We start from the raw sequence: 22948 nt of genomic DNA on the forward strand, positions 1-22948 counted from the left end.
GTGCCCTTTCAACAGTGGTGGAGGTCAGGGGAGAGCAGGGGCTTCCCAGCCGCGCCGCGACAGGGCGGAGAGCGCGGCGGAGGACGAGTGGTCGGCCATCGCGGCACCCCGGACCCAGCTGGTGGCCAGCGCAGCGAGGAACAGGTCCCGCGCGCGGACGTCGGCGCGCGCACGACCGGAGCGCTGCGCGGCGCGGAGGAACTCGTCCGTGGTGGTGATGAACCCCTGGCACGTCATGGCCAGCGGCGACGAGTCGGACGACGCGGCGGCACGGAGCGGTTCGGGCAGCCCGTCGAACGTGCCGGCCCACTCGGTGACCGCGTCGAGCCAGCCGTGCAGGGCGTCGGCGGCGTCCACGGAGCCGTCACGCAGTGCTTCGCGGCGGGCCACCAGCTCCTCGTCGCGCGCGGCGAGGAGCCCGGCGAGCAGGGCCTCGCGCGTGGGGAAGTGCCGGTACAGGGTGCCGGCGCCGACGCCGGCCCGCTTGGCGATCGCGTCGAGCGATCCGGACACGCCCTGCTCGGTGAACGCCCGCTCCGCGACCCGCAGGATGTGGTCCCGGTTCCGCAGCGCGTCAGCGCGCGCGGGACGCGGCGGACGCGGGGAGTGCGGTGAACGCGGGGCGCGCCCGGCGGGAGCGGTCTGCTCGGGCATGGCGGGCCTCCAGGCTGTGGCGTCGGGAAACGGAGAAGCTCTCCGGAATCACCACAGTACAGGAGACCTTCTCCGTTTCGTCGCTGCAGCGCGACGCCCAGGCGTCAGGACTCCTCGGCAGCCTCCGCCGCGTCCGCCAGGTCCGTCCGCGTGTTCGCGTGGATCGGCTCGCTGTGCCCGAAGGTCTTCGCGGCGGCGCGCAGTCGCCCGACGAACTCCCCGTTGTCCATCTCGAGTTCGTCCTCTTCCGCGTCCTCGATGACGATCTCGCTCGAGGGCCCGATGAGGATCTTCGTGGTGGTCATCGTCCCGTCGTCGGCGACGGCGGGCACGTCGACGGTGTCCGCTCGGTCCCCGCCTGCGAGGGCCGCGGCGTACTCGATCACGGCGTCGGCGACGTCGTCACCGACCAGGATCGTGGTGGCGTCGTAGTGGATGTGCTTCATCGCGTGCTCCTTCCCGAACCCATACAAACGCGCGGCGCGGGAACGGGCTTCAGGTTGACCGCTGCACGCGGTGGTCCGGGTCCGGGGATTCCAGGGCGTTCCACACGTCCGCCCAGATCAGCTCGAAGTCGACGGGGCGGATGCGGTCGGCCCGGAGCGCCTGCTCCAGGATGGACAGCGCGTCCAGGGAGCCGGTGAGCAGACGTTCGTCGCCGTGGACCTCGCGGCGGCCGTGGCCCAGGAACGTCGTCACGGTGACGGACCGCACCCGTGGTCGCAGCGCGCGGGTGGCGCGGGCGAGGACCGCGAAGCCGCCGCCGTAGAGGAGCAGCGCGGTGGTCGTGCCGACGGCGGGGACCGAGACGGCGAGCACCAGAGCAGCGAGGGCGAGGACCGCCCCGACGGCCGGCCAGACGTGCCAGGCACGCAGCAGCAGGCGTTCGCCGGTGGTCGTGCCGGGCGGGAACACGACGAGGGTCCGCGAGCTCCACAGCGTCCGCCCGACGGGACGGACCGTGTACCGGCCCCACAGGTGGGTGCCGTCGAGCAGCCGGGTGCGGACCGGCAGCGCGACGGTCATCGATCCACCGGCGCGAGTTCAGCGGTCGGCGCGCGCACCGCGCGCACCGGCGCGAGTTCCGCCCGGACCGGCTCGACGACGTCACGGTGCCGGACGGTCGCCAGGCACGGGAAGCAGACCAGGTCGCCTTCGCGGACGTCGGCGGGCAACGGAGCCGGGAGGCGGTGGAACGGACCGTCGGCCTGACCGTCACAGCGGGTGACGACGTACATCGGGGAGAGGGGAGCCGTGCTCCGGCGTCCGATCAGGCGCACCTGGTCGAGCACGGCGCAGGTCGGCAGGACCGCGTCCAGTTCCAGGAGCACCACCCCGGTGCGCGGTCGACGCACACGGGTGACCGACGCGACGGCGACGCTCACGTCGCGGGGTGCCCAGCCGCGCGGACGGTACCGGGGCGGGGACTGCTCGGCGGTGTGCACGGTCGGGGTGCCGGTGAGGTCGGCGAGCCGGACCATCGAGATCGCCGAGACCAGCAGGTCGTCGGTGGTCGCGACGGTGTGGGCCGGCCAGAGGGAGGGGTCCATCGGATCGGGGAGCGACGCGCGGAGCGTCGGCATGATCGCAGTCAGTGTCACGACCTCACGCTCTCGCGCGCTCGACCAGCGCGGAAGGCCTCCTGACGGAACCCCTACGGCCGGCGGCGGAGTCCTGACGGAGCGCTCACCGGCTGGTGGCCGAGCGGAGGGCCGCGGTCCAGCCGAGGGAGATCACGCCGGCACCGATCAGGGTCTTCACGACGCCACCGAGGACGAACGGGTACAGCCCGTACTGCAGGGTCTGCTGCAGGTCGAGGCCGAGGGCCACGGCGAGCCAGGCCATCCCGGCGACGAAGGTGACGACGGTGCCGAGGGCGAAGGACAGCAGCGCGTTCCGCAGCGGGCGGTCGCCGAAGCGTTCGGCGACCCAGCCGACCAGGGCGGCGGCGGCGACGAAGCCGACGATGTACCCACCCGAGGGGCCGACGAGCACGCCGACCCCGGCCGAACCGTCCGCGAAGACCGGCAGCCCGACGACGCCGAGCAGTGCGTAGACGAGCATCGACAGGGCACCGCGACGGGCTCCGAGGGCACTGCCGACGAGCAGCACGGCGAGGGTCTGCCCGGTGATCGGGACGGGCCAGATCGGGACGGACACCTGCGCGGCACCGGCGGTCAGCAGCGCGCCGCCGAGGACCAGGGCGGTGCTGACGACCGCGGTGCGGGGGAGCAGGGCGTCGGCGAGCGGACGGTGTGCGGCGGGGGTGATCGTGGTCATGGTGTTCCTCGCTGGGGGGAAGGAGCTGGGGAGAAGGAGCGGCGGGAGAGGGAGGGGTCAGACCGCGACGGCGGCCAGCAGGGACTCGGCGTCGCGCCGGGCCTCGGCCACGGCGGCGGTGTCGAGGCCGCAGGCGCGCAGGCAGGTCGCGACGAGGGCGTCGCGGTCGGCGTCCTGCACGGGGCCGGACCGGCGGAGTTGGATGACGGTCTCGGTGATCTGGATGAGCACGGCACCGAGGCGCGACGGCGAGACACCGGCGGCGACGTCCGGGGTGGCAGCGCGTGAGCCGAGGCGCCCGTAGGCCTCCTGCAGTTCGACGCGCTCGGCCCGGAACCCGTCGTAGCGCTCGCCCTGCACCTCGGGCAGCAGGTACAGCGTGCCGATGTTGTGCGGCGTGCGGGCGAGGGTGTCCACGTCGGCGACGACCAGTGCGGCGAGGGCACCGGCGGCCGAGGCCGACTCCGGCACGAGCTGCTCGAGGCCGCGGACCAGCTCGAGGCTCGGGCGCACCGAGGTCGTGAGCAGCTCGACGAGCATGTCGTCCTTGCCGGCGAAGTGGTAGTACAGCGAGGCCTGCCGGATCCCGACCCGTTCGGCGATCGCCCGGGTCGAGGTCGCGCTGATGCCGTTCTCGACGAACAGCGCGGCGGCGGCGTCGAGGATCTGGTCGCGCGGGCTCAGCGCGGAGTCGGCGTTCGGCACGACCCGCGGTCGGCCGGGGCGCACGGGCCGGTCGTCGGGGGTCATGCCCCCATCCTGACAGCCGGTGTCCGTCACGACTGTTCCCGGTACGCGCGCCAGCCGCCGTGGTGGGTGATGTCCTCGGCGCCCTCGACCGCGAACGGCTCGACCAGGAACCCGGTGACCTCGGTGCCGTCGTCGAGCGCCACGGTGCCGATCGCCATCGGTGCCGGCAGGGCCGCGACGAAGGTGCCGAAGCCAGCGGCGGGCAGGCGCCAGACCTCCCCGACGATGCCCGAGCCCGAGCCCGAGCCCGAGCCCGACCCCGACCCCGGCGCAGCAGCGCCGGACGCGACCGGACCCACGCGGACCAGCCCGGGCTTTGGTGGCACCGTGTCCAGGGCGTACAGCCGGTAGTCGGACGCGGTGCGGGCCTCCCGGACGAACGATCCGCCGGACGCGACCAGCTGGCCGTTCAGGGGCCCGCCGCGCAGGTGCGCCCCGACGACCAGCAGGTCGACGGCCGGGGCGGCGAACGCTGCCGCCAACGCCGCCAGGCGCCGGTCGCTGAACGCCGGGCCGGTGAGCATCACGCCGAACGGCAGCCCGTCGACGAACCCGGCGGGCACGGCGAGCGAGGCCATGTCGAGCAGGTTCGCGAAGTTCGTGTACCGACCCATCCGGCTGTTCGCGCCGATCGGGTCGGCCGTGACCTGCTCGAGCGTCGGGTGCCACGTCGTCGTCGGGGTGAGCAGGGCGGTCGTGCCCTCGAGTGCGGCGCGACCCGCTGCCCCGAACGCGTCGAGCCGTTCCTGGTCGGCGAAGAGTTCCGCGGCGGTCGGTCGTGCTCCACCGAGCACGATCGCGGCGACCGACGGGTCGAGGTCGGCACCGACCTCGTCGCGGTGGGCCTCGATGTGGGCGCCCACTGCTGCGTACCGCTCGGCGACGAACGCGCCGTCGTAGAGCAGCGACGCGGCGTCGAGCAGGGGTGCGATGTCGACCTCGACCACCTGGTGTCCGAGCGCCCGGAACCGGTCGACGGCCGCGGCGAACGCCTCGGCCCATCCGGGTGCGAGCCCCTCGAGCTGCGACGGCAGCGGCACCGCGATGCGCGGGACGGCGGGCAGGTCGGCGAGGGCGAGGTCGGGCCGCGCGAGCGGGTCGCCGCCGTCCGGACCGGCCATCAGCTCGGCCGCCGTGCGCGCCAGGTCGAGCGACCGGGCGAACACCGTGACGCAGTCCTGCGAGCGACAGGCGGGGACGACGCCCGTGTTCGGCACGAGTCCCTTCGTCGGCTTCACCCCGACCAGGTTGCCGAGCGCGGCGGGCACCCGGCCGGACCCGGCGGTGTCGGTGCCGAGCGCGAAGTCGACGATGCCCAGGGCGACCGCCGTGGCGGAGCCGCTCGACGAGCCGCCGGAGATCCGCGTGGGGTCCCAGGCGTTCCGGACCGCGCCGAAGGGCGAGCGGGTGCCGACCAGGCCGGTGGCGAACTGGTCGAGGTTCGTCTTGCCGACGACGACGGCGCCGGCGGCGCGGAGCCGGGCCACGGCGGTGGCGTCGGCGGCGGGGTCGTGGGCGTAGGAGCGGGCGGCTGCGGTGGTGGGCAGGCCGGCGACGTCGATGTTGTCCTTCACGGCGAACAGCAGGCCGGCCAGGGGCAGCGTCGGGTCGACGGCTTCGACCTCGGCCAGCACGTCGGCACGGTCGCGCAGGGTGATCCAGACCTCGGGCCGGTCGACGGCGTCGAGGCGGGCGAAGGCGTCGCGGACGCGGACGGCAGCGGACGTCGTGGCTGCCGCGGTGGCGGCGGCGGTCCCGCCGGCGCCCGCCGCGCTCGTCCCGCTCACGCTGCCGCTCCGATCGCGGCGAGGACCTGCCCCGGCGCGACTTGGTCGCCCGGCTTGATGTAGACCTCGAGGACGTGGCCCGGCACCGGTGCGTGCACCATCGACTCCATCTTCATCGCCTCCACGGCCAGCAGCTTCTGCCCCTCGTCCACCCGGTCACCCGGGCGGACGTCCACCTGCCACACGGTCGAGGTGAAGGGGGCGTACACGGCGGTCGACCCCTCGGGCACGGTCACGGCGTCGGCCACCACGGCGGCCGGTTCGTCCCGGACGTCGAACTCGCCCGACGCCCGCCACCGCTCCTTCTCCTCGCCGAACGTCTGCGCCTGCTGCGCCCGGAAGTCCGCGATGGACCCGGCGTTGTCGGCCAGGAACCGGTTGTACGACGCGATCGAGAACTCGCCCTCGACGGTCTCGAACGAGCCCCGCCCGGCGTCCGTCTCGGCGCGCAGCTCGAGCAGTTCGTCGGCGCCGACCGGGTACCACTCGATCCGGTCGAAGAACCGCAGTGCCCACGGGTTCTCCTGGAACAGCCCGCCGCGGCGGAACCGGTTCCAGATCTGCACCGTGCGCCCGACGAACTGGTACCCGCCCGGACCCTCCATGCCGTAGATGCACAGGTACGCGCCGCCGATGCCGACGGAGTTCTCGGCGGTCCAGGTGCGGGCCGGGTTGTACTTCGTCGTGACCAGGCGGTGCCGGGGGTCGAGCGGGGTCGCGACCGGGGCGCCGAGGTACACGTCGCCGAGGCCGAGCACCAGGTAGCTCGCGTCGAACACGGTGCGGAATACGTCGTCGACGCTCTCGAGGCCGTTGATGCGACGGATGAACTCGATGTTCCACGGGGTCCACGGGGCGTCGTTCCGCACGCCGTTCATGTACCGCTCGATCGCCAGCCGGGTGGCCGGGTCGTCCCACGACAGCGGCAGCTTGACGGTGCGCGACGGGACGACGAGCTGGTCGGTCGGCGGGATCTCGTCCTCGAGTTCGCGGAGCAGCCCCGCCACGTCGCGCGCCTTGAGCACGGACGCGTCGGTGTGCACCTGCAGCGAGCGGATGCCCGGCGTGATGTCGAGGATCCCCTTCGGCGTCTGCTCCTGCAGCTTCGTCATGAGCGCGTGCACGCGCATCCGCAGGGCGATGTCGAGGGTCATGTCGCCGTACTCGACGAGCACGTTGTCGTCGCCGTCGCGTCGGTACGCGACGCTCGGCCGCACGTCGGTCGCGTCCAGGCGGGCGATCACGCCGTCGTCGCCGTCACCCCCGGTGCGCGGCACCGTCCTGGAGGCCCGGTGTGCGTCGAGCGCGGCGGCGTCGGCTTCGCGGACGGGGACGAACCGGACCGTGTCACCCGGTCGGAGTTGGCCCAGCTTCCACAGGTCGCCGCTGGCGACCACGGCGGGGCAGACGAAGCCGCCGAGCGACGGCCCGTCCGGTCCGAGGATGATCGGGGTGTCCCCGGTGAAGTCGATCGCACCGACCGCGTACGGGGTGTCGTGGATGTTCGACGGGTGCAGACCGGCCTCGCCGCCGTCGGTCCGCGCCCACTCCGGCCGCGGGCCGATGAGCCGGATGCCCGTGCGCGCCGAGTTGTGGTGCACCGCGTAGTCGGTGGCGTAGAAGACGTCGAGGTCGGCGCGGGTGAAGAAGTCCGGCGCCGCGTGCGGCCCCTCGGTGACGGCGATCTCCCACGCGTCGGTCAGTGCGGTGCGGCGGTCGGCGGGGATCGGACCGCCGACCAGGCCCAGACGCGTGCCGGACGGGAACGCCGGGTGCGGGGCGTCCGAGTCCGGGGAGCCCGGGCGCAGGACGTCGCCGGCGAGCAGGGCCCGACCGGCGTGGCCACCGAAGCCACCGAGCGTGAAGGTCGCGGTCGACCCGAGGTAGGTCGGCACGTCGAAGCCGCCCCGGACCGCCAGGTAGGTGCGGAGGCCCGGACCGGGGGCCGTGCCGATCGCCAGGGTCTGGCCGGCACCGACCTCGATCGGCTCCCACAGCGCCACGGGTTCGCCGTCGAGGGTGACCGGCGCCGGCGCACCCGTGAGCGCGACCACCGCGGCGGCCGAGAACCGGAGCGTCGGGCCCGTGGCGGTGACCTCGAGCGCGGGGGCGCCGTCCGGGTTGCCCACGGCGCGGTTCGCCTCGGCGAAGGACGCCGCGTCGAACGGGCCGCTCGGCGGGACGCCCACCTGCCAGTACCCGACCCGGCCCGGCAGGTCCTGGATCATCGTCATGGTGCCCGGGGCGACGACGTCGACGCGCGGGTCCGGGTCCTCGGTCGCGTCGAGCGTCGAGGTGGAGTGCGTGGCGGTGCGGAGCTCGAGGTCGTCGGTCAGCGCGCGGAGCAGCCCGGCGTTCGTGACGATGCCGTCGATGCGGGTGGCCGCGAGCCCGTCGCGCAGCAGGTCGAGGGCGTCGTCGCGGGTCTCCCCGGTGGCGATCACCTTGGCGAGCATCGGGTCGTAGAACGCGGACACCTCGGAGCCGGTCTCGACCCAGCCGTCGACGCGGATGCCGGTGCGCTCGCCGGAGGGAGTGGTCGCGCTCGGGAACACGGCCTGGGTGACGAGGCCGCTCGAGGGCAGCGAGCCCTTCGCCGGGTCCTCGGCGTAGACGCGGGCCTCGACGGCGTGGCCGTTCGGGGTCCAGGTGCGGTCGAACACGTCGGAGTCGATGCCGACCGCGCCGTCGCGGGCCAGGCGGAGCATGAGCTCGACGAGGTCGACGCCGAACACTTCCTCGGTGACCGGGTGCTCGACCTGCAGGCGCGTGTTCACCTCGAGGAATGACGCCTCTTCGCGCACCGGGTCGTAGACGAACTCGACGGTGCCGGCGCTGCGGTACCCGACGCTCTCGGCCAGGCGACGGGCCGACGCGTGCAGCTCGGCGCGGACGTGCTCGGGGAGTGCCGGTGCCGGGGCTTCCTCGATGACCTTCTGGTTGCGGCGCTGCAGGGAGCAGTCGCGGTCGCCGATCACCGCGACGCGGCCCTCGCCGTCCCCGAAGAGCTGGACCTCGACGTGCCGCGCCGGCCGGACCAGCCGCTCGAGGAAGATGCCGGCCGACCCGAAGTTCGCGGTCGCCAGGCGGACGACGCTCGTGTACGCCTCGCGGACCTCGTCGAGGGTGGAGCACGCCTGCATGCCGATCCCGCCGCCGCCCCCGGTGGCCTTGAGCATGACGGGCAGCCCGATGCGCTCGGCCTCGGCCACGGCGTCGTCGACGCTGGCGAGCAGCCCGGTGCCGGCGAGCATCGGGACCCCGGCGGCGGCGGCGAGCTCGCGGGCGGTGTGCTTCGCGCCGAACCGGACGATCTGGTCGGCGGTCGGCCCGACGAACCGGATGCCGGCGTCCTCGCAGGCCTGGGCGAACTCGGTGTTCTCGGACAGGAACCCGTAGCCGGGGTGCACGAGTCCGGCGCCGGTGTCCTTCGCGGCCTGCACCACCGCGTCGATGCGCAGGTACGAGTCGCGGGCGGGGGCGGGACCGAGCCGGACCGCGGTGTCGGCCTCGCGGACGTGGGGTGCCGCGCGGTCGGCGTCGGAGTAGACGGCGACGGTGCGCATGCCGAGCGCCTTGGCGGACCGGATGATGCGGCGGGCGATCTCGCCGCGGTTCGCGACGAGGACGGTGTCGGTGCGAAGGGTGGGGGTCTGGTTCACGGTGACGGTCCCGGTGGGGTCGGGCGCGGCGGTCACGGCTGGACCACGATCATGCGCAGCGGTGTGCAGGAGAAGTCGTTGCAGGGGTTGTTCATCTGCGGGCAGTTCGAGACGACGACGAGCACGTCCCGCTCGGCCCGGATCGCGACGCGCTTGCCGGGGGCGCTCATGCCGTCGACGATCCCGAGGGCGCCGTCGGCCTCGACCGGCACGTTCATGAACCAGTTGAGGTTCGACACGATGTCGCGGGCACCGAGTCCGTGGCGGCCGGCCTCGGCCAGGAAGTTCTCGCGGCAGCCGTGCTGGTACTGCGTGTGGTGCCCGTACCGCAGGGTGTTCGACTCCTTCGAGCACGCGCCGCCGATGGTGTCCTGCCGGTCGATCTCGTTCGCGACGACGGTCATCAGCGGGCGGCCCTCGTTCGACATCAGCACGGTGCCGGTCCGGACGTACGCGTTGCCCTGTGCGGCGAGGGTGTCCGGCACGCTGTACCGCTCGTCGGGGTCGTGCGCGTCGTAGAGCAGGCAGTCGGCGCTCTGGTTGCCGCCGACGTCGACGATGGTGAGCACCTCGCCGGCGCGGACCACGGCGGACCACGGCGCGAGCGGGGCGACCCGGTCGTCGCGGACCACGGTGCCCGGCACCAGGGACTCGCTCCAGTCGAGGGCCACGTCCGGGTCGTGGACGGCTCCGACCGGGACGGTGGAGGAGGGGGTGTGGGTCGTCGTGTCGGTCATCACAGGCCTCGGGCTTCCGCGTGGTCGATCGAGTTCAGGTAGGCGCGGGTGAGCTCCGGCGTCGCGGTGAACCGCTCGTCGGCCGCGGTCGTCGGGGCCCCGCGCCAGGCGTGCACCCGCAGTGGTCCGACCAGGTAGTCCGGGCGCGGGTCGATCGGGTGCGCGACGTTGGCGACCAGCACGAGCAGCGGCAGCTCGGCGACGAGCGTGACGTGGGTGCCCGCGCCGGCCGACCCGGTGAACGTCATCGCCCCCTCGGCGTCGATCCGCACGCCCTGGAAGAACGAGATGCTCGGCGGCAGGTCCCGCTTGGTGAGCCCGTGCTTGGCGGCCGCCTTCGCGAACAGCGACCGACCGCTCGGGGTGCGCCCCTCGGGTGCGGCGTCGCCGTACTTCCGCTCGTTCCAGGCGTCGGTCGAGGTGCCGCAGAACGCGTCGTGGTGTGCCGAGGTGTCCTCGAGCACGGTCGCGAGTGCCCGGCCGTCCCCGCTCAGCAGGGGCGAACCCTGGCCCAGGTACGCCTGCCACGGGATCTTCTGGCTGTCGGCGACGTTGAGCCGCTCCCACGGTTCGAGCGCGTTGAACACCAGGACGTTGGCGCAGGCCTGACCCGTCGGGTCGTCGAACCGCAGCCGTGACCCGCGGGCCAGCACCTTGTGCGTGTACCCGCCCGGCGCCACCGTCTCGGCCCAGACGAGCTGAGCGGGGTCGACGCCCTCGGGGGCGAACGGTGACGACGACGCCGGCAGGTACGGCATGTACTCGGACTGCGAGCCGGCCTGGGCGCGTGCGTCGGACCGGGAGGCGAGCACGCTGTCGGTCTGGTGGAGGTCGCGCATGGGATTCCTTCCGGATCAGGCTTCGACGGGCGCGGCTGCGGCGGCGGGGACGGGTACCGCCGCGGTGGTGGGCACCTCGGCCAGGGTGATCGGCCCGTGCGTGCGGTGCCGCCAGCTCGACCAGGCCCAACCGACGAGCAGCACGCCACCGATGAAGAGCAGGGCGCTGTACTGCAGCCACCACGAGGTGCCGGTCAGGTCGTAGATCTCCGGCCGCGGCCAGATGAGGTTGATCGCCATGCCGACCTGGAACGCCACGGCCAGGGCGTTGAGCGGGATGCCCCAGCGGCCGAGGGTGAACAGCGGCTTGCCGTCCTCGTCCACCCCGGTCGGCAGGCCCGTGCGGCGGAGCTTGATGCGCTGGACCAGCAGCGGCCCGGTGACCCCGAGGTAGGCCAGGTAGAGCATCGCGATGCACAGGCTCGACAGGGCGGTGAAGATCGCGGACTGCCCGATGTTGACGGCGAGGGCGAGCCCGGCGCCGACCCCGACGACGATCGACGCGGCGATCGGGGTGCCGGTGCGGGGCGAGACCCGGGCGAGGGTGCGGTGGAAGGGCAGCGCCTTCTCGCGGGCCATCGAGTAGACCATCCGGGCGCCGGCGGTCTGCACGGCGAGGGTGCAGGCGAAGACCGCGACGGCGACGGTGCAGAGCAGCAGCCGGCCGAACACGTCACCGAGGGTCGACGTGATCACCCAGGCGAGTCCCTGCGAGGCGAGGTTGCCGTCGGTCAGGCTCGGGGCGGCGACGAGGGCGCCGATGATGAGCAGCCCGCCGCCGAGGCCGGACACGGTGAGCGCCCGGACGATCGTCTTCGGGGTGGTCCGGCGCGGGTTGTGGGTCTCCTCGGCGAGCTCACCGGCCGAATCGAAACCGACCATCACGTACGCGGCCATCAGCGAGGACGCCAGGAACGCCCACACGTACGGCTCGGTGCTCGTGGACCCGGCGGTCGTGAAGACGACGGAGGCGCTGCGGTGCGGCAGCAGGAACAGGGCGCCGATGAGCACGACGACGCCGACGATCTCGATGAGCACGCCGAAGCTCGTCACGCGGGCCATCAGCCGCACGCTCGTGATGTTCACGATCGTGGTGACGGCGAGCATGACGATGCCGAGGACCACCGCGTTCGCGGCACCGGTCGGCGACGCGACGGACGGGTCGGCACCCGGACCGCCGACGACCTGGAACCCGTCCCAGATCGCGGGGAGCACGGCCTGCACGGCGATGGCCGCCACCGCGACGGTGAGGATCTGGCCGATGATCATCGTCCAGCCGGTGAACCACCCGAACCGGGCTCCGGCCAGGCGGCTCGACCACTGGAAGATCGCGCCGGAGATGGGCCAGCGGGCCGCGAGCTGCGCGAAGTTCAGCGCGACGAGCAGCTGGCCGCCGAAGACGAGCGGCCACGCCCAGAAGAACGCAGCACCGCCGAGCCCGAAGCCGAGTCCGAACAGCTGGAAGACCGTGGTGAGGATCGAGACGAAGGAGAAGCCCGCCGCGAAGGAGGAGAACGAGCCGACCCCGCGGTGGAGTTCCTGCTCGTAGCCGAGGCGGGCGAGCCCCTGGGTGTCGACGTCGGACGTGGCGCGCGGTGCGTGGAGCGGTGCTTGCGGAGAACGCATGACTGCAGACCTTTCGCGGAGTACCTGTCGGGTGACAGGTAGTGCGACAAGTGTCGTGCGGCCCTGTGTCGTCGCCGTTGCCCGTCTGTTTCGAGTGCGTGACGGGAGGCGGCGGCGTGTAAACGTTCCGAGTCGGCGGGCGGCTCAGCGGCGGGGGATCACTCGATGTCGACGTCCCGCTTGCCGCGGCGGACGATGAGCGGGTCCGGCTTGCCGATGACGTCGGCGGCCTTGTCCGGGTAGTCGAACTGCGTCAGGAAGTACCGCATCGCGTTGAGCCGCGCGCGCTTCTTGTCGTTCGATCGCACGATCGTCCACGGCGCGTAGCGCTTGCTCGTCCGGGTGAACATCGCCGTCTTCGCCTCGGTGTAGTCCTCCCACCGGTCGAGCGACAGCAGGTCGATGTCGGACAGCTTCCACCGGCGCACCGGGTCGAGCTGGCGCATCGCGAACCGGGTCCGCTGCTCGCGCCGGGTCACCGAGAACCAGAACTTCGTCAGGTGGATGCCGGAGTCGACCAGCATCCGCTCGAACTGCGGCACCTGGGTCATGAACGACTCGTACTCGTCGTCGCTGCAGAACCCCATCACCCGTTCGACGCCGGCACGGTTGTACCAGGAGCGGTCGAACAGGACCATCTCGCCCGCGGCCGGCAGATGCTGCACGTACCGCTGGAAGTACCACTCACCGCGCTCGCGCTCGGTCGGCTTGCTCAGCGCGACGACCCGCGAGGTCCGGGGGTTGAGGTGCTCGGTGAACCGCTTGATCGTGCCGCCCTTGCCCGCGGCGTCACGCCCCTCGAAGAGCACGACGACCTTCTGGCCGGTGTCCTCGAGCCAGTACTGGCACTTCAGCAGCTCGATCTGCAGCAGGTACTTCTGGTACTCGTACTCGTCCCGCGGCAGGCGCTCCGAGTACGGGTAGTCGTCCTGCCAGGTGAGCACCGGGTTGCCGTGCGGGTCGATCAGCTCCGGGTCGGCCGTCTGACCGTCCGCGACGCTGTACCCCTCGGTCCGCAGCTGTTCGATGTACTCCCGCAACGGCTGCGAGTACGGCGCTGTGTCCACGGTGTCCTCCCTCTGCGAGCCGACCGGCTGTCGGCCCCAGGGCCATCCTGGCCTGGCCACCCGCACGACCGCCCCACGGCTCGCCCTGGACGCGGCCCGATGAAGGCCTGGAGGCGCGGTGCGGGCCCGCCCCGTGCCTCCCGACCGCATGTGGCCCTTCACAGGCATGATGGGGCCATGACGGACCAGGCCGAGATGATCCACCCCGAGATCGCACCGAGCGGAGACGGGTGCGTCGAGTGCGACGCGACCGGCTCGTGGTGGGTGCACCTGCGCCGCTGCGCGGCGTGCGGCCACGTGGGCTGCTGCGACGACTCCCTCAACACGCACGCGACGCGGCACTGGGAGGAGACCGGCCACGCGGTCATCCAGAGCTACGAACCCGGCGAGACCTGGGCGTGGGACTACCGCGACGACAGTCGGTTCGACGGGCTGGAGCTCGCTGCACCCACCAGCCACCCCGTGACGCAGGCAGTCCCCGGGCCGGCGGATCGCCTTCCCGGGGACTGGTTGGAACTGCTCGGCGGATCACGCTGATCCGCGGCGGTCGCCAGGTCAGACGGCCGCGGTCGCCTCGTCGCGGTGCGGGAGCTTCCAGCCCGGACGCACGAAGTGGCAGGTGTAGCCGTGCGGGTTCTTCTCGAGGTAGTCCTGGTGCTCGTCCTCGGCCTCCCAGAACGGGCCGGCCGCGGTGACCTCGGTGACGACCTTGCCGGGCCAGATGCCCGACGCGTCGACGTCCGCGATGGTGTCGAGTGCGACCTGCTTCTGCTCGTCCGAGGTGTAGAAAATCGCCGAACGGTAGCTGCGACCGATGTCGTTGCCCTGGCGGTCCTTCGTCGACGGGTCATGGATCTGGAAGAAGAACTCCAGCAGGTCCCGGTACGAGATCAGGGACGGGTCGAAGACGATCTCGACCGACTCGGCGTGGTCGCCGTGGTTGCGGTACGTCGCGTTCGGCACGTCGCCGCCGGAGTAGCCGACGCGGGTGCTGACGATGCCGGGACGACGACGGAGGAGCTGCTGCGCTCCCCAGAAGCATCCGCCGGCGAGGATGGCGGTCTCGGTGGTGGTCATGGTGGCCTCCTGGGCTCTCGTGTCACTGGCTGCGACACCGTGTGGTGCAACCGGCAACAGGGACGATCTGTTCCCGTCGTCAGGTCCGCTGTGGGGCACGGACCCACCCGGGTGTGCGGTCGGTACGACTCGACCCTACGAGCACGTGCTCCGTGTCACCCCTGCGGTACGGTCGGGCCACATGAAGCGGTCATCGGTGCACGACGAAGTCCAGCGCCGTCGGGAGACGAACGCGTCCGGCAACGGCTCCGTCGCCGAGCTCCTCAGCGACGCCGGTACCGCAGACGGTGACCTCGCGGCACGGCCGCGATCCCTCTGATGAGCCAGCAGTTCTGGCAGGCCCTGTTCAGCATGCTCGTGTTCGGGGGCGCTGTTTCGTCGGGTGTCGCAGTCCTGAGTTCCGCTCGGCGCGCACGGAGTCGGCCGCGAGGGCAGAAGCACCGCAACACCCCGATCGAGATCGTGCTGATCTGCCTCGGGTTCCTCTTCATCGTCACGGCGTTCTCCGTCGCGGTGACGAAGGCCTACGCATGACACCCTCGACCCGACCCAGAGACTATCTCGGGAGACGTCGGCTCGGTACCGTCATGCTCACATGAAGGGGTCATCCGTGCACGACGAAGTTCAGCGCCGTCCACGTGGTTGGTGGCTGCTCGGGCTCGCGTTCTGTTTCCTCGTGTTCCTCGAGGTGTTCGCGACGATCGGCTCGCTGCCGGGGATGCTCGCCGCGCAACTGGAGCAGTACACGCCCTGCGCTTCCGACGCGACGTTGCAGTGTTCGTACGCCGTCGGGGAAACCGCGCAGTTCCTCGTGCCGCTGGTCGCACTCATCGTCACGATCACGACCTGGGTCATCGGGGCGTCCGGTGCTCCCACGGTGCTGCGACGGGTGCTGACGCCGGCGATCGGCCTCGTGGTCATCGTCCTGATCTTCGAGCTCGGTGTCGTCGCGATCAATCTGTCGATCCGATGACAGTCGTGAACCGAACTCGCCGCCCCACCCTCCCGAGGACCTGATGCCGTTCACTCCAGGTCGGTCACGAGACAAGGTCGACTGCGAAGTGGATGGCGTCGTCGACCGACACAGGAGCGCTGGTCTCGGTGCCTGCCCTATAGCCGATCCTTCACCGGGCGGCGGTGCCCGCCGTCCGGTGAAGGACGGGGCTAAGCGTCGAGGTCGGTTGTCGAGGCGATCTGCACTCGGCCGGGCAAGCCGTTCAACGCAGCTCGCCATGTCCACGCTGCAGCGATGAACACGACCGTGGTGATCGTCCACAGCGCCCAGGGGAAGCGTGAGTCGAGTAGGCCGAGCGTGAGCGGGAACAGTGCCATGCCGATCGAGCTCGCCGTCTGGAACACTCCGATCGCCCGCCCGCGGATGCGGGGGTGGGGCGATTCTGCCATGACGGCGTTCGCAGCTGGTAGGTACACCATGTCGGCCACCGCGAGCAGGACAGCGACCAGGACGACGTACGCCCACGCTGCAGCACCGTGCAACGGTGGGAGGACGATCAGGGGCACCGTGGTGAGCGCAGTGAGGATCGCCCCGATGGCGATCAACCGGCCCCGCTGCAGCCCGGCGACTCGCTTGGTACCGTCGTTTCCAGGGCATTCCCCTTTTCTTGGGAATCTGCCGGTGAGGTCAGCCGACGGTCTGGTCACCGAGGACTGAGAGGAGTTCCAGTTTGTCGTAGGCTTCGCTGCCGGGGGCCGCTGTGTAGACGAGGAGCAGGTGGGACTGCTGCGGGTCCAGCAGTGTCTGGCAGTGCAGGTCGAGCCGCCCGACGCTCGGGTGCACGAAGCGCTTGACGTCGTGCGGGCGCACGCCGACCTCGTGCAACTTCCACAGGCGGCGCAGCTCGGCGCTGGCGGCCAGCGCCTGGTCTGCCAATTGAGCGGCGCGTGAGCCCGTTCCCCGCCGGGTTACCACCTCGCGCAGGTGTGAGGCGTAGAGGCGAGAGAGGAACTCGTGGTCCTCGGAGGCGTAGGTCGACCTCACCTCCGGGTCGGTGAACCATCGGTATCCGAGGCTGCGAGCGGGACCGGAGTACCTCGTGGCGTCGCCCGTCAGTGCTGCACCCAGGCGGGTCTGACGGAGGGTCTCGCCGAGCTCCGTGACGATCTCGGCGGGCGTGTCGACGAGGCGGTCGAGGATGCGCAGCAGTCCTGGGCTGACGTGGTCACTGAGAGCCGCCCCGCGTGCAGGTGGCTGGTGGCCCGCGAGACGGAAGAGGTGATCGCGTTCATCCACGGTGAGGTGGAGGCCTTGCGCGATCGAGGCGACCATCTGCTCTGAGGGGTGGGGGCCGCGTTCCCGCTCGAGCCTCGCGTAGTAGTCCGTGGACATGTTCGCCAGGGCCGCGACCTCTTCGCGGCGGAGGCCTGTGGCGCGCCGTCGGCTGCCGTGGGGCAGACCGACGTCCTGGGGCTGCAGTGCCTCCCGCCTCTGGCGGAGGAACTGCGCGAGTCCTGTCCTGTCGATGGTCACGATGCTCCTCCTGATGTGTGGCTCCCTTTCCTATCGCCTCCTCGCGCTGCGAGCCACGCCTTCCCGGTCCCCCTCTGAGCGGTGCCGGCCCCGGCCCGCCCGGGCTCAGGGGCGGACTAGGAGGTCCTGGTTGCGACAGTCGTCGTCGTCGAGGCTCGTCCCAGAGCCACCGACCCAGGAGGAACACATGGACCAGGCACCCACTACGACGTCCGGACGCGCTGGAGCCGGGAGCGGAGACCCCCTGCCGAGCATCAGCGGACGCACCCGTGACGTGCTCGGCATCCCAGAGCCCGTGGAGCGCTCCACCGTCCGTGCCACCCTCGACCAGGCCCTCGACCGGGTCGGAGGACCTCTCGGGCTCGCCACCGCCGTCGCACCGACGATTGCCTTCGTGGCCGCCGACTCCGTCGCTGGACTCGCACCCGGTGTCATCGCCCTGGCCGTCACTGCTCTGATCACCTGCGGTGTCCGCCTGGCGAGACGGGAATCCCCAGGAGCCGCCGTGGCCGGTCTGGTCGTGGCCGCGCTCTGCGCGACGGTGGCGGCCCTGGTCGGTGAAGCTCGCGCCTTCTTCTTGCCCACGATGGTTCTGCCCGTCCTCTTCGTCACGGCCTACGCGGTCTCGCTCGCCGTGCGGCGCCCGTTGATGGGCCTGATCGTGGGCCCTCTCTCGGGTGGTCCCCGAGGCTGGCGCGAGCAGCGGTCCCTGCGCCGCCTGTACACCGTGAGCACCGTCGTGGGAATGGGCCTCGCCGGCGTGAACCTCGCCGTGCGGATCGTCTTCTACATCGCCGACCAGCCAGCGGCTCTGGCCGTGGTTCAGATCGCGGCGACCTCGGCATTCGCGGCGCACTTCGCCGTCACCCTCGTCCTCGCCCGCCGGGCAGCACGGGTCCTGGTGCCCGCGGCCGTCCGCGCCGGCCGTCCCTGAGCACCTGCCTCACCCACCCACCCTCCGTCACCGACGCACACGCACCACAAGGAGAACACCATGCCTCGTACGCACCACTTCGCCCTGCCCGACCTCACCGGTCGCCACGCCCTCGTCACCGGCGCCAGCGACGGCATCGGCCTCGGCATCGCCCGCCGCCTCGCCGCCGCCGGCGCCGACGTGGTCCTGCCCGTCCGCAACCGCGCCAAAGGGCAGGCGGCCCTCGACCTCATCCGCGCGGAGCACCCCGCGGCCCGCGTATCGCTGCGCGACCTCGACCTGTCCTCGCTGGCGTCCGTCGCCGCCCTCGGCCAGCAGCTCCGGGCGGAGGGCCGGCCGATCCACCTCCTGGTGGCCAACGCCGGGGTCATGACCCCGCCCGAGAGGCAGACGACCGTCGATGGCTTCGAGCTGCAGCTGGGCACGAACCACCTCGGACACGTCGCCCTGATCGGGCACGTGCTGCCGCTGTTGATCGACGGAGAAGCCCGCGTCACCTCCCAGATCAGCGTCGCGGCCAGGAGCGGCGCGATCGACTGGACCGACTTCAACGCCGAGGCCGGGTACCACGGCATGCGCGCGTACGGGCGATCCAAGATTGCCTTCGGGCTCTTCGGTCTCGAGCTCGACCGGCGCAGCCGAGCCGCGGGATGGGGCATCACGAGCAACCTCTCCCACCCCGGAGTGGCTCCGACGAACCTGCTGGCCGCACGCCCTGAGCTCCAGCGAGAGCGCAATACGCCCCAAATCGCCGTGATCAGGAGGCTGTCCCGAGCCGGGATCCTCGTCGGCACCGTCGACAGCGCCCAGCTGCCCGCGCTCTACGCCGCTACATCGCCCCTCGCCGTGGGTGGACGGCTGTACGGTCCGACGGGACCGGGCAACCTCGGTGGCGCCCCAGGGGAGCACCCCCTGTACCGTCCGCTGCGCGACCTCGACGACGCCGACCGGGTCTGGCGGGTCTCCCAAGAACTTGCCGGAGTCTCCTTCAGCACCCCCTCCGACGTGATGTGACCGACGACTCGGGCGGCATGCACGACAGCTTCCGGGAACGCTGTTCATCACGGTGGTGCGATCCGGAGTTCAGGGCAATTCGCCCAGGCTGTCGTCACGTCTGTGTTAAGTCGTCGAGCATGTCGCGAAGGCGGCCGAGCTGGCATCGCCGAAGCGAGGCGAGACCGAGGTCCAGTGGGAGGTGCAGCACCGGAGCCGATCAGTACGGGCCGCGCTCCGAACCCTGCCGCTTCTCGGAGAAGACTCGTCGGGCCCGCTCGGTTCAGGCTCCTGGCTTCTGGTGCGCTCGGAAACACGATCCACGCTCTGCAAGCCGCCCTCAGAGACACCGAGCCGAACTGAGCTTCCACCACAGCCCGGTTCTGACCGTCCCATAAGCGGATCCTTCACCGGGCAGGGGTCCGCCTCTCGCCTCTGCGAGCGGTCCTCAGGGGACGGTGAGCAAGAACCCATCGAGCTGTTCGAGGGAGTCCGGCAATCGCAGCAGCCACCCGTCGGCGATCCACGCTTGCAGTGGGCTCGTCCGGAGCTCGCGGCGGGAACCGCGAGGCGTCTCAGCGCGACGGGGTCGCACTCACAGCCGCGACCACGGGGAACGTCACGCCGGTGAGCTCCTCGGACACTGTCCAGAGGCGCTGCTGGATCGCGTAGTCGTGGGACGCGGAGCTGGATGCGACGAGCCTCGGGTAGCCACGGGCCTCGCCGCGACCGCTGGGACCGTAATACTGGGCGCCCAGGACACCAGGGTCCGTGGCCGCACGGACGGTGGGCAGGGCACCCATCGCGGGCACCTGCGTGAGCATCGGCGCGAGCCACCCAATGGGCACGCGCAGCGCCGTCGGAGCGTTCCGCATGAGCTCCGTGTTGGACACGCCGGGGTGGGCGGCAGCGGCGATGGTGGTGCCGTGCGGGGCGAGGCGGCGCTGCAGCTCGTACGTGAACATGAGGTTGGCGAGCTTGGCCTGTCCGTAGGCGGCCGCGCGGCTGTAGGAGCGTTCCCACTGCAGGTCGTCGAAGTGGATGTCGGCTTGGATGCGGTGCCCGGTGCTGCTGACCGTGACGATGCGGGATCCCAGGACGGGCAAGAGCCGGTCCAGCAGCAGCCCCGTGAGGGCGAAGTGGCCGAGGTGGTTCGTGCCGAACTGCAGTTCGAAGCCATCAGCGGTGGTCCGCTTCGGCGTGTACATCACGCCGGCGTTGTTGATGAGGAGATCGATGCGGGGAAAGGCCTCGTGCAGGTCTGCCGCCGCGGCCTGGACCGAGTCCAGCGAGGTGAGATCAAGGGCCAGCACGCGGACGTTGCCGGCGATGCGGGCCGCGGCCTGCTCGCCCTTTTCGACGTCGCGGACCGCGAGGACGACCTCGGCGCCGTGCTCGGCGAGCATGCGGGCGGTCTCGAAACCGAGGCCAGTATTGGCGCCGGTGACGATCGCCACGCGTCCGTGCTGGTCTGGAATACTCTGCTCGTTCCAGGTGTCGCTCATGATGCTCCTTTAAAATACCGCTGGTCTTTTGGTATCGGCAACGTTAGGAGACCGGCGATGCTTTCGTCAAGAGACAGCCGGTCTTTAGTAGCATCTCGGTATGACGTTCCAGCGTGCGCGCAGTGAAGAGCAACGGGAGATCCGCCGATCGGTGATCCTGAACACCACCACGACGATGCTCGGCGAGATGCCCGTTGCGGACGTCTCCCTCAACGAGATCAGCCGCCGTGTGGGCCTCGCGAAGTCGAACGTCCTCCGCTACTTCGAGTCCCGCGAGGCGGTGCTGCTCCAGTTGCTCGACGACTACTTCGGCAGGTGGCTGCCGGAGCTCGACGACCGGCTGCAGACCGGCGTCGACGAGCGAGCGGATTTGCTGACCCGAGCTCATCAGCTGGCCGACGTCCTGAGCCGATCCCTCGCAGACCAGTCCACAATGCTCGACTTGTTCGGCGCGCAGGGCGGAGTCCTCGAGCACAATGTCTCGACCGAAGTCGTCCGACGGTACAAGCGGTCCTCCTTGGGCCGGCTTGCGACCATGACGGAGCTCGTGACCCGCCGTGTTCCCGAGCTCGGTGAGGACGCGCAGTTCTTCTGCTTCATGACCCTCATCACGGCAGGAGCGCTGGCGGCCTACGTCCCGCCCCCGGCGAGCCTTCTCGCCGTCTACGCGGACGAACCCGAGCTCGGCGTGCTGAATCTCAACCTGCGCCAAGCGCTTCAAGGCTCAATCACGTCGACGCTTCTCGGCGCCCTGCCACGCCCCTGACCGGAGACGGATCACGGACGCGAAGGCCGGTTGCGATGTGCGACGGGAGCATCCCGGTAGCCGATCGGCTACCGGTCGCGCTGCTTGTCGCTTCGTCGTCGCCACTCCCCGCCGGCGTAGGCGAGCGTGTACAGCCCGACGATGGTGAGGGGCGAGATAGCCAGGAAGACCAACATCGAGTCGACGAGGAACAACAGCAGTGCGGCGACGCCGAGAAGAACGACCCCGACGAGCACGAGCGTCCAAAGCGGTAGACGTCGGCCCAGCCACTCGCGATTCGTCATGATGGTGAAGCTACCCGTGGCACGACCCGACCGACGTCCCGATGGGCGATCGGTCAACGGGACGGGTCAGGGCGAAGCGAGCCCGATTCGAACAACTCGTATTCCGCGTCGTAGTAACGAGTCGTCCGTCCCCGGCTCGTCAGCCCGAGACGCAGACAGACTCGGCGCGACGCAGCGTTCTCGACATGGGCAACCGCAATGATCCGGTCGAGCCCGGACGCTGAAGCGTGCCGCAGCAGGAGCTGCGCCGCCTCGGTTGCGTATCCGTGGCCCCACGCATCTGGATGGAAGTGCCAGCCAATCTCGACCTCGGCAGAAGGTTCACTCGTTCCCGAGAGCCTGATGTGTTGCAACATGACCGTGCCAACGGGAGTGCCCGTTGCAGTGGCTTCGACCGCCCAATACCCCAGCACCGGGCCGCTCCGTGCGCGGAGACGACCGATCAAGGCGTGAGCCGCGTCGATGTTCTCCATGACTCGAGGGTCGTGCCCGAGGTAGCGCTGAACATCCCACCGTGAGTACAGGTCAAACACGAACTCAGCGTCATCGGCCGTCCAAGGACGCAAGAGAACACGGCTCCCGATCAAGTTCGTCACCCGCGAAGCGTACCCACTCGCTCATTGCTGGCCGTCTCGATAGCCGATGGCTTCTCGGGCGCGATTTAGGCCCGGCCGGGGGTTGCGAGGCGATGGCCGCGTGTTTTCCCGGCGACGTGCTCGTCGTCCCCAGCTCGACCGTCTGGCCCCCTTAGTCCGGGAAGCAACGGACATCGCGGACGAGCGCCCAAAGAAAGGCGGCGCGCTCACGCGCGGTCAGCGAGCCAGCCCTTGATCGTGCCGGCGACCTCGTCCAGGTGTGACTCGAGGAGGAAGTGGCCACCGTCGACGAGCTCCACCCGAGCCTCGGGCGAGTGCTCGAGGAACGCGCACGCGCCGGCGGCAGCGAAGATCTCGTCGTTGCGTCCCCAGATGACCAGGACGGGGACGCCGGAGGTGCGGAGCCAGTCGTGCACCGCCGGGTACAGGGCGCGGTTGGTCGCGTAATCGCGGAAGAGGGCGAGCTGGACGTCGTCTTGCCCGGGGCGGGCGAGGAGAGCGAGGTCGTGCTCCCAGGCGTCGGGGTCGACGGTCGTGGGGTCGGGCACGCCATGGGTGTACTGCCACTCGACAGCCTCCCGCCCGAGCGCGGGGCGGAGCGCGTCGCGGGTCTCGTCGGTCCGCTCGGCGGCGTCGGCCCAGATCCCATCCCAGAAACTCGGCACGAAGCCGTCCTCGTAGGCGTTGCCGTTCTGGGTGATGACGCCCGTGACGGCCGCAGGGTCGGCGAGGGCGAGACGCCATCCGATCGGGGCGCCGTAGTCCTGGACGTAGACCGTGTACCGCTCGATCCCGAGCGAGGACAGGAACCGTGCGGTTGCGGCGGCGAGGGCCTCGAAGGTGTAGTCGAACTCGTCGGTCGACGGTGCGGACGAGCGGCCGAAGCCGATGTGATCGGGTGCC

Annotated in this window: 26 protein-coding genes; 7 read left to right on the forward strand and 19 right to left on the reverse strand. The window is 71.0% G+C overall.

What is annotated here, in order from left to right:
* Nucleotides 1–24: 24 nt before the first annotated feature.
* The 12 genes from KK087_RS16240 to ppk2 all read right to left on the reverse strand — a co-directional run bounded on the left by KK087_RS16240 (nucleotide 25) and on the right by ppk2 (nucleotide 13402).
* The gene (locus KK087_RS16240; RefSeq protein ID WP_214566680.1) at nucleotides 25–654 is read right to left on the reverse strand and encodes a TetR/AcrR family transcriptional regulator; all 630 of its coding nucleotides are present in this window, start codon (nucleotides 652–654) and stop codon (nucleotides 25–27) included.
* 104 nt (nucleotides 655–758) lie between these two features.
* On the reverse strand, nucleotides 759–1100 hold the full coding sequence (locus KK087_RS16245; RefSeq protein ID WP_051597132.1) for a hypothetical protein: 342 nt from the start codon (nucleotides 1098–1100) through the stop codon (nucleotides 759–761).
* A gap of 49 nt (nucleotides 1101–1149) precedes the next feature.
* Entirely contained in the window at nucleotides 1150–1680 is a 531-nt protein-coding gene (locus tag KK087_RS16250; RefSeq protein ID WP_214566681.1) for a DUF6611 family protein, read from the reverse strand.
* Nucleotides 1677–2255 carry a hypothetical protein gene (locus tag KK087_RS16255; RefSeq protein ID WP_214566682.1) on the reverse strand — a complete coding sequence of 193 codons (579 nt, stop codon included), beginning with the start codon at nucleotides 2253–2255 and terminating at the stop codon, nucleotides 1677–1679. The genes KK087_RS16250 and KK087_RS16255 overlap by 4 nt, the downstream gene beginning before the upstream one ends.
* Nucleotides 2256–2340: 85 nt before the next feature.
* On the reverse strand, nucleotides 2341–2934 hold the full coding sequence (locus tag KK087_RS16260; RefSeq protein ID WP_214566683.1) for a biotin transporter BioY: 594 nt from the start codon (nucleotides 2932–2934) through the stop codon (nucleotides 2341–2343).
* Nucleotides 2935–2991: 57 nt separating this feature from the next.
* The gene (locus tag KK087_RS16265; RefSeq protein ID WP_111047564.1) at nucleotides 2992–3684 is read right to left on the reverse strand and encodes a TetR/AcrR family transcriptional regulator; all 693 of its coding nucleotides are present in this window, start codon (nucleotides 3682–3684) and stop codon (nucleotides 2992–2994) included.
* 26 nt (nucleotides 3685–3710) lie between these two features.
* A complete protein-coding gene (atzF, locus tag KK087_RS16270) occupies nucleotides 3711–5471 on the reverse strand; it encodes an allophanate hydrolase (protein WP_214566684.1) in 1761 nt (586 codons plus the stop codon).
* Nucleotides 5468–9169 (reverse strand): urea carboxylase, encoded by a 3702-nt coding sequence (gene uca / locus KK087_RS16275; protein WP_307860119.1) that lies wholly within the window; start codon nucleotides 9167–9169, stop codon nucleotides 5468–5470. Before uca ends, atzF begins: the two co-directional genes overlap by 4 nt.
* A complete protein-coding gene (locus KK087_RS16280; protein ID WP_214566685.1) occupies nucleotides 9166–9870 on the reverse strand; it encodes an urea amidolyase associated protein UAAP2 in 705 nt (234 codons plus the stop codon). Before KK087_RS16280 ends, uca begins: the two co-directional genes overlap by 4 nt.
* Nucleotides 9870–10709, reverse strand: a complete 840-nt coding sequence (locus KK087_RS16285) for an urea amidolyase associated protein UAAP1 (RefSeq protein WP_214566687.1) — start codon at nucleotides 10707–10709, stop codon at nucleotides 9870–9872. The genes KK087_RS16280 and KK087_RS16285 overlap by 1 nt, the downstream gene beginning before the upstream one ends.
* A 15-nt stretch (nucleotides 10710–10724) precedes the next feature.
* Nucleotides 10725–12335 (reverse strand): APC family permease, encoded by a 1611-nt coding sequence (locus KK087_RS16290; RefSeq protein ID WP_214566689.1) that lies wholly within the window; start codon nucleotides 12333–12335, stop codon nucleotides 10725–10727.
* Between the two features lie 158 nt (nucleotides 12336–12493).
* On the reverse strand, nucleotides 12494–13402 hold the full coding sequence (ppk2, locus tag KK087_RS16295) for a polyphosphate kinase 2 (RefSeq protein WP_214530572.1): 909 nt from the start codon (nucleotides 13400–13402) through the stop codon (nucleotides 12494–12496).
* A gap of 177 nt (nucleotides 13403–13579) precedes the next feature.
* Between ppk2 and KK087_RS16300 the strand changes: the two genes are divergently transcribed.
* The gene (locus tag KK087_RS16300) at nucleotides 13580–13939 is read left to right on the forward strand and encodes a UBP-type zinc finger domain-containing protein (protein WP_214566690.1); all 360 of its coding nucleotides are present in this window, start codon (nucleotides 13580–13582) and stop codon (nucleotides 13937–13939) included.
* 18 nt (nucleotides 13940–13957) lie between these two features.
* On the opposite strand, the gene msrA is transcribed toward KK087_RS16300, so the two are convergent.
* Nucleotides 13958–14479, reverse strand: a complete 522-nt coding sequence (msrA, locus tag KK087_RS16305; protein WP_214566691.1) for a peptide-methionine (S)-S-oxide reductase MsrA — start codon at nucleotides 14477–14479, stop codon at nucleotides 13958–13960.
* A gap of 181 nt (nucleotides 14480–14660) precedes the next feature.
* On the opposite strand from msrA, the gene KK087_RS16310 reads away from it, so the two are divergent.
* The 3 genes from KK087_RS16310 (at nucleotide 14661) to KK087_RS16320 (ending at nucleotide 15452) form a co-directional block, all read left to right on the forward strand.
* A complete protein-coding gene (locus KK087_RS16310; RefSeq protein ID WP_214566692.1) occupies nucleotides 14661–14798 on the forward strand; it encodes a hypothetical protein in 138 nt (45 codons plus the stop codon).
* Nucleotides 14798–15013 carry a hypothetical protein gene (locus KK087_RS16315; RefSeq protein WP_214566693.1) on the forward strand — a complete coding sequence of 72 codons (216 nt, stop codon included), beginning with the start codon at nucleotides 14798–14800 and terminating at the stop codon, nucleotides 15011–15013. The genes KK087_RS16310 and KK087_RS16315 overlap by 1 nt, the downstream gene beginning before the upstream one ends.
* 76 nt (nucleotides 15014–15089) lie before the next feature.
* Nucleotides 15090–15452 carry a hypothetical protein gene (locus tag KK087_RS16320; RefSeq protein ID WP_214566694.1) on the forward strand — a complete coding sequence of 121 codons (363 nt, stop codon included), beginning with the start codon at nucleotides 15090–15092 and terminating at the stop codon, nucleotides 15450–15452.
* Between the two features lie 191 nt (nucleotides 15453–15643).
* Here KK087_RS16320 and KK087_RS16325 read toward each other — a convergent pair whose 3' ends face one another.
* Both KK087_RS16325 and KK087_RS16330 read right to left on the reverse strand, forming a co-directional pair.
* Nucleotides 15644–16039 (reverse strand): MFS transporter, encoded by a 396-nt coding sequence (locus tag KK087_RS16325; protein ID WP_214566696.1) that lies wholly within the window; start codon nucleotides 16037–16039, stop codon nucleotides 15644–15646.
* 82 nt (nucleotides 16040–16121) lie between these two features.
* Complete coding sequence (locus KK087_RS16330; RefSeq protein WP_111224077.1) at nucleotides 16122–16967, reverse strand: helix-turn-helix transcriptional regulator; 846 nt, start codon at nucleotides 16965–16967, stop codon at nucleotides 16122–16124.
* Between the two features lie 187 nt (nucleotides 16968–17154).
* Here KK087_RS16330 and KK087_RS16335 point away from each other — a divergent pair, with 187 nt between their 5' ends.
* Nucleotides 17155–17901, forward strand: coding sequence for a DUF3159 domain-containing protein (locus KK087_RS16335; RefSeq protein ID WP_111224078.1), 747 nt, complete (start codon nucleotides 17155–17157; stop codon nucleotides 17899–17901).
* A gap of 60 nt (nucleotides 17902–17961) precedes the next feature.
* Nucleotides 17962–18915, forward strand: coding sequence for an SDR family oxidoreductase (locus KK087_RS16340; RefSeq protein ID WP_214566699.1), 954 nt, complete (start codon nucleotides 17962–17964; stop codon nucleotides 18913–18915).
* A 554-nt stretch (nucleotides 18916–19469) separates the two neighbouring features.
* Here the strand turns inward: KK087_RS16340 and KK087_RS16345 are convergent.
* Nucleotides 19470–20399, reverse strand: a complete 930-nt coding sequence (locus KK087_RS16345) for an SDR family NAD(P)-dependent oxidoreductase (protein ID WP_214566700.1) — start codon at nucleotides 20397–20399, stop codon at nucleotides 19470–19472.
* Between the two features lie 100 nt (nucleotides 20400–20499).
* Here KK087_RS16345 and KK087_RS16350 point away from each other — a divergent pair, with 100 nt between their 5' ends.
* Nucleotides 20500–21165 (forward strand): TetR/AcrR family transcriptional regulator, encoded by a 666-nt coding sequence (locus tag KK087_RS16350; protein ID WP_214566701.1) that lies wholly within the window; start codon nucleotides 20500–20502, stop codon nucleotides 21163–21165.
* 68 nt (nucleotides 21166–21233) lie between these two features.
* On the opposite strand, the gene KK087_RS16355 is transcribed toward KK087_RS16350, so the two are convergent.
* The 3 genes from KK087_RS16355 to KK087_RS16365 all read right to left on the reverse strand — a co-directional run.
* On the reverse strand, nucleotides 21234–21449 hold the full coding sequence (locus KK087_RS16355) for a hypothetical protein (RefSeq protein WP_140448619.1): 216 nt from the start codon (nucleotides 21447–21449) through the stop codon (nucleotides 21234–21236).
* 53 nt (nucleotides 21450–21502) lie between these two features.
* Complete coding sequence (locus KK087_RS16360) at nucleotides 21503–22045, reverse strand: GNAT family N-acetyltransferase (RefSeq protein ID WP_307860122.1); 543 nt, start codon at nucleotides 22043–22045, stop codon at nucleotides 21503–21505.
* A gap of 206 nt (nucleotides 22046–22251) precedes the next feature.
* Nucleotides 22252–22948, reverse strand: a 697-nt coding sequence (locus KK087_RS16365; protein ID WP_214566702.1) for an alpha/beta fold hydrolase, incomplete at its 5' end; no start/stop codon positions are given.

The organism is Curtobacterium aurantiacum (assembly GCF_018598555.1).
In the GTDB taxonomy this organism is placed as follows: Bacteria; Actinomycetota; Actinomycetes; order Actinomycetales; family Microbacteriaceae; genus Curtobacterium; species Curtobacterium aurantiacum.

Excerpts from the sequence above, each read along its gene's own strand:
- KK087_RS16315 (WP_214566693.1), top strand. The coding sequence starts at position 14,798 with ATGAGCCAGCAGTTCTGGCAGGCCCTGTTCAGCATGCTCGTGTTCGGG.
- KK087_RS16280 (WP_214566685.1), bottom strand. The coding sequence starts at position 9,870 with ATGACCGACACGACGACCCACACCCCCTCCTCCACCGTCCCGGTCGGA.
- KK087_RS16240 (WP_214566680.1), bottom strand. The coding sequence starts at position 654 with ATGCCCGAGCAGACCGCTCCCGCCGGGCGCGCCCCGCGTTCACCGCAC.
- KK087_RS16335 (WP_111224078.1), top strand. The coding sequence starts at position 17,155 with ATGGACCAGGCACCCACTACGACGTCCGGACGCGCTGGAGCCGGGAGC.
- KK087_RS16350 (WP_214566701.1), top strand. The coding sequence starts at position 20,500 with ATGACGTTCCAGCGTGCGCGCAGTGAAGAGCAACGGGAGATCCGCCGA.
- KK087_RS16290 (WP_214566689.1), bottom strand. The coding sequence starts at position 12,335 with ATGCGTTCTCCGCAAGCACCGCTCCACGCACCGCGCGCCACGTCCGAC.
- KK087_RS16300 (WP_214566690.1), top strand. The coding sequence starts at position 13,580 with ATGACGGACCAGGCCGAGATGATCCACCCCGAGATCGCACCGAGCGGA.
- KK087_RS16245 (WP_051597132.1), bottom strand. The coding sequence starts at position 1,100 with ATGAAGCACATCCACTACGACGCCACCACGATCCTGGTCGGTGACGAC.
- KK087_RS16340 (WP_214566699.1), top strand. The coding sequence starts at position 17,962 with ATGCCTCGTACGCACCACTTCGCCCTGCCCGACCTCACCGGTCGCCAC.
- KK087_RS16285 (WP_214566687.1), bottom strand. The coding sequence starts at position 10,709 with ATGCGCGACCTCCACCAGACCGACAGCGTGCTCGCCTCCCGGTCCGAC.
- KK087_RS16250 (WP_214566681.1), bottom strand. The coding sequence starts at position 1,680 with ATGACCGTCGCGCTGCCGGTCCGCACCCGGCTGCTCGACGGCACCCAC.
- msrA (WP_214566691.1), bottom strand. The coding sequence starts at position 14,479 with ATGACCACCACCGAGACCGCCATCCTCGCCGGCGGATGCTTCTGGGGA.
- KK087_RS16260 (WP_214566683.1), bottom strand. The coding sequence starts at position 2,934 with ATGACCACGATCACCCCCGCCGCACACCGTCCGCTCGCCGACGCCCTG.
- KK087_RS16310 (WP_214566692.1), top strand. The coding sequence starts at position 14,661 with ATGAAGCGGTCATCGGTGCACGACGAAGTCCAGCGCCGTCGGGAGACG.
- KK087_RS16345 (WP_214566700.1), bottom strand. The coding sequence starts at position 20,399 with ATGAGCGACACCTGGAACGAGCAGAGTATTCCAGACCAGCACGGACGC.
- KK087_RS16355 (WP_140448619.1), bottom strand. The coding sequence starts at position 21,449 with ATGACGAATCGCGAGTGGCTGGGCCGACGTCTACCGCTTTGGACGCTC.
- KK087_RS16265 (WP_111047564.1), bottom strand. The coding sequence starts at position 3,684 with ATGACCCCCGACGACCGGCCCGTGCGCCCCGGCCGACCGCGGGTCGTG.